The organism is Streptomyces mutabilis, from assembly GCF_014649815.1.
Taxonomy (GTDB): Bacteria; Actinomycetota; Actinomycetes; order Streptomycetales; family Streptomycetaceae; genus Streptomyces; species Streptomyces mutabilis.
In genome coordinates this window covers 67766-82186 of record NZ_BMTT01000016.1, presented here as the reverse complement: position 1 = coordinate 82186, position 14421 = coordinate 67766, and the positions used below count along the sequence as shown (strand labels likewise).

17 protein-coding genes are annotated in these 14421 nt (G+C 71.1%); all 17 read right to left on the bottom strand.

The window, feature by feature from the left end; all coding sequences use genetic code 11:
- Positions 1 to 132: 132 nt before the first annotated feature.
- Positions 133 to 2679: a phage tail tape measure protein gene (locus tag IE142_RS27060; protein WP_191888179.1), complete on the bottom strand. Its 2547-nt coding sequence runs from the start codon at positions 2677 to 2679 to the stop codon at positions 133 to 135.
- A gap of 5 nt (positions 2680 to 2684) precedes the next feature.
- Positions 2685 to 2855: a hypothetical protein gene (locus tag IE142_RS27055; protein WP_191888178.1), complete on the bottom strand. Its 171-nt coding sequence runs from the start codon at positions 2853 to 2855 to the stop codon at positions 2685 to 2687.
- Between the two features lie 32 nt (positions 2856 to 2887).
- Complete coding sequence (locus tag IE142_RS27050; RefSeq protein ID WP_191888177.1) at positions 2888 to 3409, bottom strand: DUF7426 family protein; 522 nt, start codon at positions 3407 to 3409, stop codon at positions 2888 to 2890.
- On the bottom strand, positions 3409 to 3891 hold the full coding sequence (locus IE142_RS27045) for a phage tail tube protein (protein WP_191888176.1): 483 nt from the start codon (positions 3889 to 3891) through the stop codon (positions 3409 to 3411). Before IE142_RS27045 ends, IE142_RS27050 begins: the two co-directional genes overlap by 1 nt.
- Before the next feature lie 9 nt (positions 3892 to 3900).
- Positions 3901 to 4332 (bottom strand): phage tail terminator protein, encoded by a 432-nt coding sequence (locus IE142_RS27040; protein WP_191888175.1) that lies wholly within the window; start codon positions 4330 to 4332, stop codon positions 3901 to 3903.
- The gene (locus IE142_RS27035) at positions 4329 to 4679 is read right to left on the bottom strand and encodes a hypothetical protein (protein ID WP_191888174.1); all 351 of its coding nucleotides are present in this window, start codon (positions 4677 to 4679) and stop codon (positions 4329 to 4331) included. The genes IE142_RS27040 and IE142_RS27035 overlap by 4 nt, the downstream gene beginning before the upstream one ends.
- Before the next feature lie 12 nt (positions 4680 to 4691).
- The gene (locus tag IE142_RS27030) at positions 4692 to 5009 is read right to left on the bottom strand and encodes a hypothetical protein (protein ID WP_191888173.1); all 318 of its coding nucleotides are present in this window, start codon (positions 5007 to 5009) and stop codon (positions 4692 to 4694) included.
- Complete coding sequence (locus IE142_RS27025) at positions 5009 to 5701, bottom strand: hypothetical protein (protein ID WP_191888172.1); 693 nt, start codon at positions 5699 to 5701, stop codon at positions 5009 to 5011. Before IE142_RS27025 ends, IE142_RS27030 begins: the two co-directional genes overlap by 1 nt.
- Positions 5701 to 7554 carry a hypothetical protein gene (locus IE142_RS27020; protein WP_191888171.1) on the bottom strand — a complete coding sequence of 618 codons (1854 nt, stop codon included), beginning with the start codon at positions 7552 to 7554 and terminating at the stop codon, positions 5701 to 5703. The genes IE142_RS27025 and IE142_RS27020 overlap by 1 nt, the downstream gene beginning before the upstream one ends.
- Before the next feature lie 21 nt (positions 7555 to 7575).
- Positions 7576 to 8034, bottom strand: a complete 459-nt coding sequence (locus tag IE142_RS27015; RefSeq protein ID WP_191888170.1) for a hypothetical protein — start codon at positions 8032 to 8034, stop codon at positions 7576 to 7578.
- 5 nt (positions 8035 to 8039) lie between these two features.
- A complete protein-coding gene (locus tag IE142_RS36990; protein ID WP_229830902.1) occupies positions 8040 to 9017 on the bottom strand; it encodes a hypothetical protein in 978 nt (325 codons plus the stop codon).
- Positions 8984 to 9913 carry a glycosyltransferase family 4 protein gene (locus IE142_RS27005; protein WP_191888169.1) on the bottom strand — a complete coding sequence of 310 codons (930 nt, stop codon included), beginning with the start codon at positions 9911 to 9913 and terminating at the stop codon, positions 8984 to 8986. Before IE142_RS27005 ends, IE142_RS36990 begins: the two co-directional genes overlap by 34 nt.
- Positions 9910 to 10596: a galactosyltransferase-related protein gene (locus IE142_RS27000; RefSeq protein WP_191888168.1), complete on the bottom strand. Its 687-nt coding sequence runs from the start codon at positions 10594 to 10596 to the stop codon at positions 9910 to 9912. The genes IE142_RS27005 and IE142_RS27000 overlap by 4 nt, the downstream gene beginning before the upstream one ends.
- On the bottom strand, positions 10593 to 11135 hold the full coding sequence (locus IE142_RS26995) for a class I SAM-dependent methyltransferase (protein ID WP_191888167.1): 543 nt from the start codon (positions 11133 to 11135) through the stop codon (positions 10593 to 10595). The genes IE142_RS27000 and IE142_RS26995 overlap by 4 nt, the downstream gene beginning before the upstream one ends.
- A gap of 102 nt (positions 11136 to 11237) precedes the next feature.
- Positions 11238 to 12113, bottom strand: a complete 876-nt coding sequence (locus tag IE142_RS26990; protein ID WP_191888166.1) for a major capsid protein — start codon at positions 12111 to 12113, stop codon at positions 11238 to 11240.
- Positions 12114 to 12138: 25 nt separating this feature from the next.
- Positions 12139 to 12930: a hypothetical protein gene (locus IE142_RS26985; RefSeq protein ID WP_191888165.1), complete on the bottom strand. Its 792-nt coding sequence runs from the start codon at positions 12928 to 12930 to the stop codon at positions 12139 to 12141.
- Positions 12931 to 13292: 362 nt separating this feature from the next.
- Entirely contained in the window at positions 13293 to 14408 is a 1116-nt protein-coding gene (locus tag IE142_RS26980) for a phage minor capsid protein (protein WP_191888164.1), read from the bottom strand.
- Positions 14409 to 14421 lie beyond the last annotated feature (13 nt).

The window sequence follows — 14421 nt, the reverse complement described above, 5'->3', positions numbered from 1 at the left end:
TGCCCTCGTCCCGAATGCCTCGTTGGTGGGTAATCGGGTCCCTCGTGTAAAGATCGGCCGTGAAATTTGTCCACGCGCCATCAACCAGCATTTCCGCGCGCAGCCCAAGCGGATCCTCGGGGAATGCCACGGTCACCTCCCCAGAACGAATTGCACATCGCCGCCCTCGACGCCGACGCGTTTACGAATGGTGCTGATAACCATGTCTCCGAAGGCGTCACCGCCGGTGAGTCGCACCGTCTTCATCGAGCCTCGACCGCCAGCCACAGCACTGCCGCCAACTGCCGAGCCGACTACGCCGGCGTACGACGCGGACGGCGTCGGCGTCGACACCAGGCCCGCCATCGTCCGGTCGACCTCCCCGGCCGTGGACTCGATACCGGCGACGATGCCGCGGGGAATCCACCGGCCGACGCTCTTGGCCATGACCTTCGAGGGGCTGGCGATTCCGAGCGCCTTCGCGACGGGTCCGGGGATCATGGACCGTGCGAAGCTCATGAGCTGGGACTTCAGGTAGCCGCCCATCGATTTGACGCCGTTCAGCAGCCCCCGGACGACGTCCTGGCCCTTGCCGTACAGCAGCGAGCCCAGGTGACCGATGCCCCGGGAGATCATCCCGGGCAGGCCCCGTAGCCAGCCGACGAGGCTCTGGACGCGCTGCACGGTGGTGTCACGGAAGCGCCGCCAGGCTGCGGAGGCGAGGGTGACCAGGGCCGGGCCGAGGCCCGCGAGCGCGGTCCGTACGCGGCCGGGGAGGGCCTGCACGGACGAGATGAACGACGCCCACGTCCGCGACACCGGCCCGGACACGTACTTCGACCACAGGCCCATGAACCACACGCCGATCGCGACGCCCAAAACCGTGAATACCTGCCCGGCCTGCGCCGCCTTCTCCGACACCCAGCCCGTAAACGACGCCCACCACAGCGGGATGTTCTCCCCCAACGAGGAGATCAGCCGACCGACGAAGCCAACCATCATCGCCACGGCCGCAGCACTCAGCCCGAGCGCCACCAGAGCAGGCAGCGCAGCGAAAGCGATCGTCAGCGCCCCAGCGATCGCCACCGCCTTGAACACGGACGTCGGGTTCGTCGTCACGTACTCGGCGACCCGCTGCCCGGCGTTCGTGAGCCCCTCAATGATCTTCGGTGCCAGCTCCTGCGCCTTCGTCAGGAGCCGCTGCCCGAGAAGAGGAATGAACGCCACCAACTGGTCGGCGAAAGCCGAACTGCCCGCCTGCGTACCCGCCTGGTCCCAGATCCCGCCGAGCGCCGTACGGAAACGCTCGATGCCGGGGATGACGCTGCCGCCGAGGAAGTCCACGACGCCCTGCTGCATGCCGCGCTGCCACTGCTTCACCCTCGTGCCCGCGCTGTCCCGCAGGGCAGCACCCAGCTTGTCGGCCTCCCCTGCCGCGTTGCCCATGGACGCGCCCGCCTTGTCGACGTCCAGAGCGAACAACGCCGCGCCGAGATCCTCGCCCGGCCCGCCGAACAACGTCTGCACGGCTTGCTTCACGCCCTGCGTCTCCGGGCCCATCTCCACCAGCGCGTCGAGGACGAGGTCCATCGCCGCCTCGCCCTTGGCGCCGCCCTCGGAGATATCGTCCATGACCTGCTGGGCGTCGAGACCGAGGCCCCGCAGTGCGTCCTGGACATCCTTGGCGCCGCCCGTGATCCTCAGGTTCAGCTCCTTGAAGGCGTCACCGATCTTGTCGGTGTCCTTGCCCCAACCGCCCTGCACGGCTTGCCGGATCAGGCCCATCGCCGTCTGCCCGGACAGGCCTGCGGCTTTGAAGACCGGCGAGTACTCGGTGAACGTCTCCAGGAGATCCTCGGACGCGATACCGAGGCCCCGTGAGCCCTTCACCAGCAGGTCGAACGCCTCGCGCCCGTCCTTCGCGAGCCCGTTCCGGATCATCGTCCCGGCCGCGCTCGCCGCCTGCGTGACGTCCACACCGATCAGATCGGCAAGGTCCGACGCGTTCGCCGCGATGCTCTTGATCTGCGCGTTTGTCGCCCCAGGCGGGATGAGGCCGGCCGATGCGACAGCCCGGATGGTGTCCGCGCCGTCCTGGAAGGTATCGACGATCGCGGACGTGTACAGCTGCCCGGCAAGCTTGCCGTACCGCTGCGCTTCCGCCGGCGTCGTACCGAGCTGGGCGCCGAGCCGGGCCGTGATCTCCCCCTGGTTCAGGGCCTCGGCGAAGGACTGCATGAGCAGCATGCCCGCGGCGGCACCGATCCCGGCCGCGGCTGCAGTCATGCGGCCCTTCATCTGCTCGCTCATGCCCGCCGCGGCAGCGTCGGCGCCTTGCTCGCCGCCGTCCTGGAGGCCGTCGCCGACGGCGTCACCCGCAGCGCGGCCAGCCGTGACGAATCGGCCGCGCGCATCACGGAGTCGGCCATCGACCCCGCGGACGATGCCGTCGCCGAGTTCCTCACCGGCCTGGCGTCCGGCCTGCGCGGCGTCACCCTGTACGCGGTTGAGGCCGTCGGTGACGCCGTCGGCTACGCCGTCGCCGAGCTGCTGCCCGGCCTGCTGCCCGGCCCGCTCGGCGTCGTCGCCCATGGCCTGTCCGGCCTGGCGCATCGCGCGTTCGGCCTGTGTCAGGCCACGAGTGACGCCTTCCGCGTCGAGGCTGATGACGCCGGTGAGTTCGCCTACGACGAGAGCCACGACAGCTACCTCCTACGGGGTTGCTTGGGGGGTGGAGGTGCGAAGTGCCGCGCGATGCGGGATTCGGCGGAGAGGAGGCCGTAGAGGCGGGTCTGGAACCAGCGCCACGACCGGCGGTCGAGTAGCTGCTCGTCGTTGAGGTCGAGGCCGTAGGTGTCCTGGAAGTCCGCCTCCACCAGCGGCCACTGCTCCAGCAGGTCGGTGCGCGTTACCCGCCGGCCTTGGGACCGCGCTTGCGACGCTGGCGGGAGCCCGCCTTCGTACCACTCGTAGAGCCCCGTGACCGGGTCCCGTTCGCCGCGGCCGACGCCGAGGGCGCTGACCTCTGCTGCCGACGGGCCGCCCGGTTCGGGGCCAAGAGAGAAGGGTCGCCACCGCTGGCCCAGAACTTCGCGGCGGTGTCGCGGTCGTTAAGGACCCACACCATCGTCGTCATCGCGACGTGCCGAAACCGCGACCACGACAGGTCGGCGGCGATCTCGTCGTGGACCGGCCCGAGGACGAGACGGAACAGGTCGCGTTCCTCGTCGTCGTTCAGCATCTCCTCGTCCGGTGCGGCACCGCCGAGGTAGAGCTGTGCTGCGGCCTTCGTGATGGCCTCGACGCGCAGGCCTGCCTCGGCGGTCGGCGAAGGGATCCGGTAGACGCGAGTCTGCCCGCCCTCGGTGAGGACGGGCAGCTCCAGGTAGTCGTCGAGGAAGTCGCCGAGTGCCTCGAACTGCGCGGCCATCAGCTCCCCGCCAGCGGGTTGTCGATGACCAGGCGCGGCCCGTCACCGGTGAAGGTGACCTCGACCTCACCCAAGGCGCTGTACTCGCCGCCTGCGGGTGCCCACGTCGGGATGGCCTTGCCCTCGTACGCCTCCGGGAGGCCCTCGCGGTTCATCCAGCGCAGGTGGACGAGGTTGGCCTCGCCGTAGGCGTCGGAAGCGAGACGGATCGCCTCGTGCACCGGCGAGTACACCTTCGCCGCCTTGTTGGCCTTGCGGCGGATCGTGACCGCCAGCTCCCACGCCTGCGCCGTCTTCGTGTTCCCGGCCCAGCCGTCCGAGTCGTAGTCCGAGGAGTCCTCGATGTTCGGCTCGGCCGACGGCTGGAACTCGCGGACGCCGGGGCAGAGCTGCCAGTCCGGCACCTCGTCCGTACCCATGTTGACTTCGAGCCGCCACTCACGGGCAAGCTCGTTCTCGTTCGTGGGGACAGGAGTGGACATGCGGTCCTCCTAATCGATCAGGTGCGAGCCGGACCGCACGGTCCGGACGTAATAGTTCGCGGACCGCTCCATACGGCCGCGGGTGTCCTGGCCGATCCACGCCTCGGAGTTCCGCCAGGAGATCTCCACCCACACCCCGTTCAGCAGGTAGCTGCGCCGGTTGTGGAGGACGCCGAACACGAGGTCGGACAGGTCGAGTACGTCGGTCGCGGCGGTGCCGGCGCGGATGCGGGCCTGGACGCCGGTGACGGAGTCGGTGGAGTCGTCGTCGGCAACCGGGTAGGTGGTCAGTCCGATGGCCCGGTCCGGCTCGTCGGACAGTCGGCCGACGATGATGCCGGTGGCGCCGTCGGGGAAGACGCCGGTCGGGTCGTAGACGCCGATCTGGTGGGCGGCCAGGAGTGTGGCGAGGCCGGTGATCAGGCGCGTTTCGTGGCTCATCGCAGGGCCCGCCTCAGCTCGGCCGCGATGATCCGCTGCACGGGCCCGCGGCTGGCGTTGAGCGGCTGCTCCAGGTACTTGGCCTGCCTGCCGGGTGCGTGGCGCCAGTCCAGCTCTTCGTGCTGGCGAACCGCGTACGGTCCGTCGAAGCTGACGGCGGCGGTGAGGTCGCTGTCGTCGACGGAGGCGGTACCGGTGGACTGGAGGTAGCCCTCGTCGAGCGGGACGACGTCTTGGGCCTCGGCGAGGACGTGTTCGGCGCCGAGGAGCAGGCCGCGGGCTGCGGCGGCGCGGAGGTTCCGCTCGACCGCTGCGCCGTTGAAGTCGAGTCGGAAACGCTGCGCCACAGCTGGCACCTCCTACTGGAGTTGGATCTCCACGTGGTCCGGTGTCGGCAGGCCGCCGCCGTCGCGGGACAGGCAGGCGATGACGGTCGTGGTGCGGCCGGAGGGGAGCGTCACCCGCGACAGCGGCGGTGCGCTCGTGCCGGGCGCCGTGTACGCCGTCGATGAGGAGGTGACCTCTTCGCCGCCCGGGGAGACGACCGCGCGGGTCTGCTCGTCCACGAATGCCCGCACCGCAGTGGGGGGTCCGTAGACGGGGCCGGTGCTGGACGAGCCCCGGTACGGCTCGATGGTGATGCGGTGGCGGAGCAGCCAGCCGGGGATGCGGCTCATCAGGGCACCGTCACCCCGCCGACCACCAACTTGCCGTGCAGCTGCGGGGCGCGGAGGGCGTCCCACACCTGCGGGGCGATCTGCCGGGCAGCCGAGTCCTGACCGGACGCGGACGACGAGGCCGAGCCGGTGGTCCGGCCGAGGCTGACGGAGCCGATCGACACGTTCCCGTACCCGGCTCCAGCCGCGCCCGTGTGGTCGCCGACCTCGTCCCACCAGGCGGCCTGAGCGCACACCGCCCGGCCGATCGCCGTCTTCACATCCGGGTCGGTGGGCACCCCCGTGGTGTCGACGTCGTAGTGGCAGAACCGCAGGACCCGCTGCTCCAGCATCCGCGAGGCGTCCCGCAGCAGCAGCGCGGCGTTCAGCGGCGGCGCGGCCTGCAGGTAGTTCGCGAGGTCGGTCGTCGTCGCGTACACGCGTCCGGCCGGACCAGCGTCCGGGGTCGGTGCGACGGCGACCTGTTCGTTCTCCACCGACGCGCCGGTGCCGGTCACCGTCCAGTGCAGCAGCCAGATTCCGGCCGCCGTGTACGTGAGCGGCGCCGTCCACGTCTGCCCGCCGTCCACAGTGGAGGCGACGGGTGCGGACGTGGTGCCGTCCGGTGCGGTCACCGTCAGCGTCGCCGTCGTGCTCACGTCGAACGGCGAGACGAGGAGCTTTGCGGTGACCACGTCTCCCACGTCAGGCATCAGCCACCTCCAGTGGATGTCGCGGCCAGGGTCGGGCCGACGGTCGAAGCGATGAGGGCTGGCCCGGATACCGACGGCGTCAGCAGCGGTCCAGCCGTGCTCGGCGTGAGCTGGTCGGCGGGCTGCTGCTTCTGCCACGGGATCGCGGCCGCTTCCTCGCGGGAGCACGCAGCGCGGAGGCGGCGCGTCTGGAACGGCTGCCGAATCCGGCCGGCGTGGTCGACAAGGTGCGCGGACCCGAGGTCGGTGTGTTTCCGGCTGGTGATCGGTCCGGCGTGCGTGGCACAGCGTGCGGCGTCGAGTCGGATGGTCTTGCCCCGCGCCAGGGCGGTCCCGTAGTTCGCAGTTCGGGCCGTGTCCACGGGGGCGGTGCGGCCCGCGGCCAGCGGCTGACCAGTCTCCGTCGCGCGCGAGGCGCCCAGGGCGCGTCGCTTCACCCCGGTCAGGGAAGCACCCGCGTCCGCGGCTCGCGGGGTACCAAGTTCGCCGGCGGAGTGGCCACCGATCGGCTGGCCGCCATCGGTTGTGACCGCGGTGCCGAGACCGATCTGCTTACTGCCGGTAAGCGGCGCCGCGTGTGTCTGCTCGTGTGCGGCCGGGAGTGGTGCGGTCCGTGCGGCCGTCCAAGGGAGCGCGGTGTCCGTGGCGGCTGCCGCCTCAAGCGGTCGGGACTTGGCCGCCGTCACCGGCAGTGCGGTCGCCACGGTGTTCGCAGGGGTGAGGGCAGTGCCCTTGTGGCTTGTCCAGGCGTGTCCGGTGTCGGGGGCGGATGCGGTGCCGAGCTGGGCTTCTGCGTCCGCTGTGTAGGCGGTCGCGGCGTCGGTGGTGCGGGTGGTGGCGAGGACGGTCCGCTTCGTAGCGGTGGCTGCCCCGGCGGTGTCGGCCGTGCGGGTGGTGCTGAGCGTCGTGGCCTTCGCTGCGGTCACCGGGAGCCCGGCCGACCTCTCCGCCGCCGCTCCCACAGCAGCAGTACGGGCGTGGCCGACATGGTCGGCCGTCGACTCCTCGACCGCCGCCCCCATCCGTGCAGCCCGTGCGACGGTGAGCGACCTGGCCGCGTCCGCCACGGTGGCCGCCGCCAGCCGCATGTCCTTGGCGCCGTCCACGGGGCCCGCGCCGTCGACCAGACCGGCAGCAGCCAGCACGATCCCCTTCGACGCCCCTACCGGACGGCCGCCAGCCACGTCGGAGGCGGCGCCGAGCGGTACGACCGTGATCGGGGGGATGACGTTGACGTTGTCGTACTCGGCGACGTTCGGTACGCCGTCGCTGCGGTGCGCGATGAGCTGCACCTGGAGGTCCGGGTCGGACACCCAGGCGGGTGCCGGGCTCGTGCGTCGGGTGGTCCACGCGTGGGCGTCCGGGCTGGTCTCCCACAGGAGGTCGGTGCCGGTCTGGCGGATGCGCACGTAGGCGTGCGCATCCGGGTCGTAGGGGATGGCCAGGTAGTTGGGGTCGGTGTAGCCGACGCGCAGGCTCATCGCGAGGGTGTTGGCGGTGGCGTCGTACTCGATGGTGACGTCGGTGCCGGGCGTGGTGGTCTGGATGAGGACCTGGGTCCAGCACTCGGTGGTGGCGTCGTCGAGGGCCGCGGGGTAGACGCGGCAGGACAGGTGGCTGTTGCGGAGGGTGTAGATCGGTGCGGATGCGTAAGCCGCGTAGTCGAGGCCGCAGGGGACTTGAGCGCGGCCGTCGGCTTCGGTGACGCCGCCGTAGGAGTCGGGCCACAGAGTCGCGTTGACGATGCCGTCGTTGAAGTCGTCGACGAGTTGGGCGGTGGGGGTGGCGTCGCGGCCGGGGAGAGGGGCGGCGGTGGCTGTCTCGTGGACGGTTCCGAGTGCGATGACGGGCACGGCGCTCCCCCTCTCCCTTGGCTATGCGGGGTTTTCGGAGACGGCGATGCCGTCCGCGCCGACGCTCGCGGTGATCGAGGTGCCGTCGGGGGTGACCGCGAAGTCGTGGAGGGTCAAGGGCAGCAGGTCGGCGTCGGTTCCGGCGCCGGTGGGGTCGTAACAGATGACGATCTTCCCGGTGGCGTTGCCGGTCGCGTCGGTCCACACCAGGTCCCCGGCCGTCCACGACGCCTTGTTCCCGGCGTCGTCGACGGTGACCGTGACCCCGGTCAGGGCCTTGCGGCCCATGGTGGTCTGCTCGTTGGACGCTCCGGCGAGGAGCGCGGCGAGGGTGTCGTAGTCCTGGAGGGCGTCGTCCGCTTCCAGCCCGGCGGCTTCCAGGACGACGGCGCGCATTACGGCGCCTCCGGTCCCGGCCTGCGCCTGGGCTGCGTAGTAGACGTGGCGGCCCTTGCCCAAGTTGGTAACGAGGTCGGCCATGGGTCTCAGTTCTCCTTGCCGTAACGGTCGATGAGGTCGGCCTTGGTGAGGGTGAGGATTTCGGCGGCCTCGTCGGAGTCCTGAGCGAGGCTCGTGGCGTACTCGACCCACGCGGCCTTGGGCTCGCTGACCGGAGGCCGGCCGACCGTCGACTGGGTGGTCGGCTCGCTCGTCGGCTCCGGGGCGGCGATGCGGGTCCAGTTCGGCAGCATTTCCAGCCGGGCATTCGGCTGCGGATACTCCACCTCGTCGCCGGTGTTGTCGTTCCTGTAGCGGTACACGGTCGGTGATCCCTCCAGCGGGGTCGGACAGAACTCGGCCAGCAGCCCGCGCATCTCGTCGGGGCGGCCGGACGCCGCCACGTAGCGGCGAAAGCGGGCAAGCGATTCGGCCGATCCGACCGAGCGGGACCGGCGCGGCGCCGGCGGGTGCCACAGGTGGGTCAGGTCGGCCGTCCCGCGCCACATCGGCCCGGCGAGGGTGGTGAGGGCGAGCGCCCACGCGCTGTCCTCTTGGCCCCAGCCGGTGAACGCTGGGTCCATGGGGACGCCGTCGAGTAGGTCACGGGCCACGACGACGAGGCCGCCGCCGGGCATCCCCTGATGGGTTTCGACGGTGGGCTGCCCGTCGAGCGGCGCGCCGTCGAGGACCGCCAGAGTGGCGTCCGGGGTGAGGCGCCGGACGAGAGCGTGGGGCATCGCCCACCGAGCGCGGCCCGCGAGGACCTCGTCGACCGCCGTAGGGATGCCGGGTGTCCATACGTCGGCGTCCGCGACGATCACCGTGCGGGCGCTGGTGCGGGTGAGGGCGTCCGCAACGGCGGTGCCCTTGGACCAGACGCCGTCCGGGCAGCCGCCGGTGAGAATCGGCCAGTCCGGGAACTCGGCGGCCCAGCGGGCCCGTACCCAGTCCCACAGTGGCAGCCGGTCGGGGCTCGGCCGCCAGGGCACTACGACAGCGACGTCTCCACCGTGCGCACCCACTCGGCCACCTCTCCGGTCGAATCCAGCTCCCGGGAGCGGGCCAGGGCGGCAGCCGACGCTGCTCCCCACCCGCCGTCGAGGAGGTCCCGCAGGTGTTTCTCCCACAGGTCGACGTCGTCCGGGTCGGCCCAGAGTCCGGCGTCGCCGAGCGCCTCACGCAGGCCCGGGGTCGGCGCGGCGATCGTGGGGATCCCAGACGCTGCGGCCTCCACCGCGCACATGCCGTACGACTCGTAGCTGCTGGGCATCAGCAGCACCTTCGTGCGCGACCACACGGTCCGGCGCATGTCCGTGGTGTGGGGCTGCCAGGCGATGTTCGGCTGCCCGGAGGGCCGGGTCTGCTCGGGCTGCTGGTAGCCGCCCTCCACCGCCAGGAACCGCACGCCGGGGAGGCGCGCGGCCAGCTCGTAGAACACGCCTGCGCCCTTCTCCGGCAGCGGGTTCACGAGCGTCACCCGGTCGCCGGGTGTCGTCGCGTGGTCGGCCGGCCACACCGGCGGCCGTACCACCAGGCGCCGCGCCCGCAACGAGAGCGCGTCGGCGACCCAGTGGGTGTTGGCGACGAACAGGTCCGCGCCGCGCCGTACTTCCCGGGCGATCCACGGGGCGTCCGAGTGGAGGACCTGCACGAACCGCGCCCGTGCCGCCCGCGCGAGGTCCCTCGCCAGCGGGACGTTCTTCAGGTGGGACACCACCACGGTCGCGTCCAGCGTGTTCGGCCGGCCGCAGTGAACGTGGACGCCGTCCACGACGGTGTCGGGTCCGTCCTGGTCCGTCGCCCACACCTGCACCCGGTGCCCGCGGGCGGCGAGGGGGCACAGCAGCTCGTGCAGCATCACCTCGGCGCCCGCGCGGTGGGTGGGCAGGTAGTAGTGGACCACCGCCGTGATGTTCACCCAGTCACCTCCACGTCCAGGTCGCGGAGTTTCCGCATGGATGCGGGGTGGCGGCGTGCCCGGTTGTAGGCCATGTAGCGGTCGCGGTTGCGGCGGTAGTTGTCGCTGCGGGGGCCGGTGGCGGCGGGTTGGTGGTAGAGGTGGGTGATCATGCCGGTGTGGCGGACGGGTTCGCCGAGGAGGCATCCGGCGGCGGCCCAGAACGCGTCGTCCTCGAACCCCCAGCCCTGGAAGGCCTCGTCCATGCCTCCGGCCTGCCACCAGGCGTCGGCGGTGATCACCCAGATCCCGCCGATGGGGCGCATGCTCGTCTCGCTGGCCTGCACCTGGTGCGGGTCGAGGCTGCGGGCGTAGACGGCGAGGGTGCTGTCCGGGCCGAGCGCCCGGTACAGGGTGTACGGCAGGTGCAGGCGCCCGGTGTTGGCGGCGGCTGTGACGGCGTCGCGGAGCGGCTGCTCCTCGGGGAGGGTGTCGGCGTCGCAGAGGACGACCACGCCCGTCCCGGCCTCGCGCACAGCAGCGTTGCGGGCTGCCGCGCGGGAGAAGTCGGCGCCCGGTGCGTCGGCGGTGATGTGCCGGGCCTCCGGCAGCATGGCCTTCAACTGGGCTCGGATGTAGTCGGCGTGTATCTCCCGATCCAGCTGTCCCCCGCGGAACGGCACGGCCACCGTCACGGGCGTCACGGGCGGCCCCCTGCGGCCTTCGCCGCAGACCACCAGTAGTAGCCGAGCACCTGCCCCTCCCGGTAGTCGACGAGGCCCGGCCCCAGCTCTCGTCGCATCTGCGGGCCTGTCCAGTGCTCGCGGTGCACCTCGAACCAGTTCCCGCTGTGCTCGCCCTGCGGGTGGTGGGCCAGCGGCACGCTGATCAGCAGGTGCTGTGCCCAGTCCCGCATCCGGGCGATGACCCCGCGGGCCTCCAGCTGCGTCATGTGCTCCAGCACGTCGCCGAGGATCACGAGGTCCGGGGCGCGGTCGACGGTGTACATGTCGAGGTGCCGGACGTCAGCGACGATCACCCAGTCGTACAGGGTCCACAGCCCGTACTCGCGGACGTAGGGGCCCCACGCCTCCACGCCGATCCACCGGGCGTCCGGTGTCCGCTCGCGGGCGAGTCGCACGTAGGTGCCTGCGCCGGGGCCGATGTCGACGATCGTGCGTGGCGCGAGTTCCTCGATCCGGGCTGCCGCCCATCCTTTGCCCTCACGGTCCGACGTCGGCACCAGACACCTCGCAGTCGTGGTCGATGGATACGGGTGCGGGACGCCGGCCCTCTCCGGCGTCCCGCGTTCCCGCTGCCCTTCCCCGTCCGGAAAGGGGGGCTGTTAGGAGAGCGAGCCGGTCAGGAGGACGGCCCGGTTCGCGTCGAGGGTCGCGGTGCCGTAGAGGCAGTCGACCGACACGACGGTCTGCTTGTACTTGATGTCGTACGAGTAGACGACGCGGAGGCTGAACCCCTTGTAGTTCATGATGACGGCGTCCTGGGCGCCCGGGGGCACCTCCAGCGGCCGCATCACCAGGGCGAACGCGGACCGGTGGAAGGCGAGGCCCTCCTCCGGCTCCTCGATGTTCTGCGTCATGTACGGGTCGAACCCGAACAGGCGACGCCCCAGGTACGCCTCACGCAGCGCCTCCGTAGACCCGGAGGTGTTGACCTGCTTGAGGACCGGGGAGTCCAGCCACTCACCGTTCGTGGCCGGCCCGATCACGGCCTGCCGGTCCGTCGACGGCACGTTCTGCTTGTTCAGGGTCGTGCCCGCGTCGATCAGAATCTCCGGGTCGCCCAGCGTCCGGCCGGCGGTCGCGCCGACGGTCTGGGTGACGTCGTCGCGGAGCGCGAGGAGGTCGCGGTCGATCTTCTGGGAGATCGCCTCCATCGCCGGGTCGAGGAGCTGGGTGCCGAAGTCCTGGATCTCCAGGTTCAGCTGCTCCGTCGTCACCGTGAAGGACACGTCGGCGAAGTGGTTCAGCTTGACGTCCACGGAGCCTTCGACCGCGTCCTGCGGCTGGATGCCGGTGGTCCGGTCGAACTCGGCCGCGGTGAACGTGGCGGGCTTCCGCACGGTGACGGTGTCGCCCTGCTTGCCGCGGAAGTCGGAGTCGAAGTCGCGGTGGACGAGCTGCGCCATGACGGTCGTCTCGTACAGCGTGGCGAGTGCCCGCGTGGCGATCAGGTCCGGGGTCAGAAATGCGTTGGCCATTGCGGGCCCTCTCTACTGGAGAGGCTCAGCTGCGCGCCTTGCTGCGCGCCTCGCGCTGAGCCTCGATCGAGTTCTGGTTCTTGGGCTTCTCCGAGCTGCCGGAGAAGTCACCGGATGTGCGCGCGGGCGCCTGGCTCGCGGCCTTGAGCTTGGGATTGGCCTCGACGGCCTTCTTGATGGCCTCGGAGACCTTCTTCGCGAACCCGTCCTCCGAGGGGTCCAGGCCCTTGATGGACTTCAGGAAGGTCCGGCTGTCGGTCAGGGCGTCCGGGTCAGCGCCGTACTTGCCTGCGCTGCGGTAAATCGCCAGCTCGACAGCGGTCTCGCGGTGCGCCTCGGTGGCGCGCTCGATCTCCGCGGTGAGCTTCGCCGGGTCCGGCGCCTCGTCCTTGTCGTCCTTGATCAGGCCGAGTGCCCGGCCCATCTGCTGGACCAGTTCGGCCTTGGCCTCCTCGGCGGCGTTCTTCTTCGCCGTGGTGCGGGCCTTCGCGGCGTCCGCGTTGGCCTGGCGCAACTCCTTGCGGAGCCGCTCCAGCTCGGCCGCCGGGTCGTCGCTGTCCTTCTTCGCCGGCGGCTTCGGCTTGGGCTTCTCGTCCTTGGCCGCGTCGTCGTCCGAGGAGTCGTCGCCGGTCCCGCCGGCGTCGTCGTCCTGGCCGTCGTCGGCGCCCGTGTCGTCACCGCTGTCGCCGTTGTCGGATGCGGAGTTGTCTCCGTCCCCGCCGTCGGCGTACAGGTACGGCGCGAAAGGGCTGTGGCCGTAGGGGTGTGCCCAGCCAGCGCCAGCGACGGCGAGGCGGGGGAGGGTTCGCTTGGGCATGCGTGCACTCCTGGTGCGCGTCGGAATGGTTCGGCCCCGCGCCTGGCGGGGGTTGTGCGATCCGGCCCGCGCCTGGCGGGCGGAAGTCTGCGCCCCGAGTTGGGGCGAATGAGGCAGGGGGGAACGAGTCATACATCAGGGCTTACTGTGTGCGCATGACTGATAACCGCAGCGAGCCTCAGCTCGCAGACCAGGCCCGTACCGCGCTCCTCGAAGCCGTCACCCGCGCTGCTGAAGCAGGTAACGGCGAGAGCGCCAGGGCACTCGCCGAGGCATACTCGATCCTCAAAGTCCAGGCACCGACTGAGGCGAAGGAGACACCCGCAGCTCGGGTCCATTCTCCGTTGGCCGGACGCCGGTAACTAGCGAGCAGTCGTGAGCTGCTCGCGGTGACGCTTGCGAGGCAGGCCCGTCTCCGCGACCAGCTCACGCACCCGCGCCTGATACGCGCGCACCTGCGCCCGCGTCAGCGTCCGCCGTGCGTCGTCCATCGCGGCTTCTTCCAGCCGCTTCCACTTCCGGATCTGCCGCTCGTAGTACCGCTGCCGCTGCGAGTCCTCGTAGGTCCCCCGCGACGGCTGCGCCTTCGGGATCCGCGAGACGCCCGGCAGGTAAGCGGACACCGTGTGCCGGCAGTTCGGGTGCATCAGCCCCGCCGCCCGCGCCTCCGGCAGCGACCCCGCCACCCTGACGGTGACCATCTCGCCGTCCTCCGTCGCATGCTCCACCTGCACCGACCGCGCCCCAGGCTGCCCGGTACGAGTGAGCACCTTCCGTTCCCACGGACGGCACAACGGGCACTCCTCGGGCGCCTGCGACACGATCACCAGCTCGACGCCAGCAGCACCAAGCCGGTCCGTGTGCGCCTCCACAGCAGCCCGGCCGACAGCAGACCGCATCGCCATCTCCACGTACGACCGCAGCTCCCACGAGCGGCCCCGTGAGTCGACGAAGCCCTTGATGCCCCGCCCGGCGAAGTCGTCCAGGGCGCCCTGCGCAGCCTGGCGCCGGGTCTGCACGCCGAGCACGGGTGCTGCAGCGGCCCGGGACACGACGTCGCGGTACGCGTCCATCGTGGCCCGCAGCATCCGCAGGTAGACGGGCCCGGTCTCGTCGATGACCGCGCGGGCGAGGCGATCCACCACCGGGGCGGTCGGTACGGCTGCCGCAGCAGCCGCAGCCTGACCGACACCGAGCGCGCCCAGCTCGGCGACGGCCGCCTGCTGCCCCCGGTCGTACGCCTCGGCGAGCGCCTGGTGGATCGCGCCGTTCGCGTCGACCTGCAGCGCGGCGATCACCTCGTCGATCGCCGCCTGCAGGTTGCCGACCGCGGCCAGCTTCAGCTGCACCCATACCGGGGAGTTGATGCCCTCGGCGAGGGCGCGGCGGATCTTCTCGATGAGCACGCCCTCGGCTGCCTCGTACAGGTCAGCGACCGCTGTCGCGAGGTCTTCGGCCATGGCCGGGGATACGGGCACGGCCGATCACCAC

What these genes read in the sequence shown, in the direction of transcription:
- IE142_RS27050 (WP_191888177.1), bottom strand. Translation starts at nt 3,409, where the DNA reads ATGGCCGCGCAGTTCGAGGCACTCGGCGACTTCCTCGACGACTACCTG.
- IE142_RS27040 (WP_191888175.1), bottom strand. Translation starts at nt 4,332, where the DNA reads ATGAGCCACGAAACGCGCCTGATCACCGGCCTCGCCACACTCCTGGCC.
- IE142_RS26990 (WP_191888166.1), bottom strand. Translation starts at nt 12,113, where the DNA reads ATGGCCAACGCATTTCTGACCCCGGACCTGATCGCCACGCGGGCACTC.
- IE142_RS27030 (WP_191888173.1), bottom strand. Translation starts at nt 5,009, where the DNA reads ATGAGCCGCATCCCCGGCTGGCTGCTCCGCCACCGCATCACCATCGAG.
- IE142_RS27025 (WP_191888172.1), bottom strand. Translation starts at nt 5,701, where the DNA reads ATGCCTGACGTGGGAGACGTGGTCACCGCAAAGCTCCTCGTCTCGCCG.
- IE142_RS27045 (WP_191888176.1), bottom strand. Translation starts at nt 3,891, where the DNA reads ATGTCCACTCCTGTCCCCACGAACGAGAACGAGCTTGCCCGTGAGTGG.
- IE142_RS26985 (WP_191888165.1), bottom strand. Translation starts at nt 12,930, where the DNA reads ATGCCCAAGCGAACCCTCCCCCGCCTCGCCGTCGCTGGCGCTGGCTGG.
- IE142_RS27015 (WP_191888170.1), bottom strand. Translation starts at nt 8,034, where the DNA reads ATGGCCGACCTCGTTACCAACTTGGGCAAGGGCCGCCACGTCTACTAC.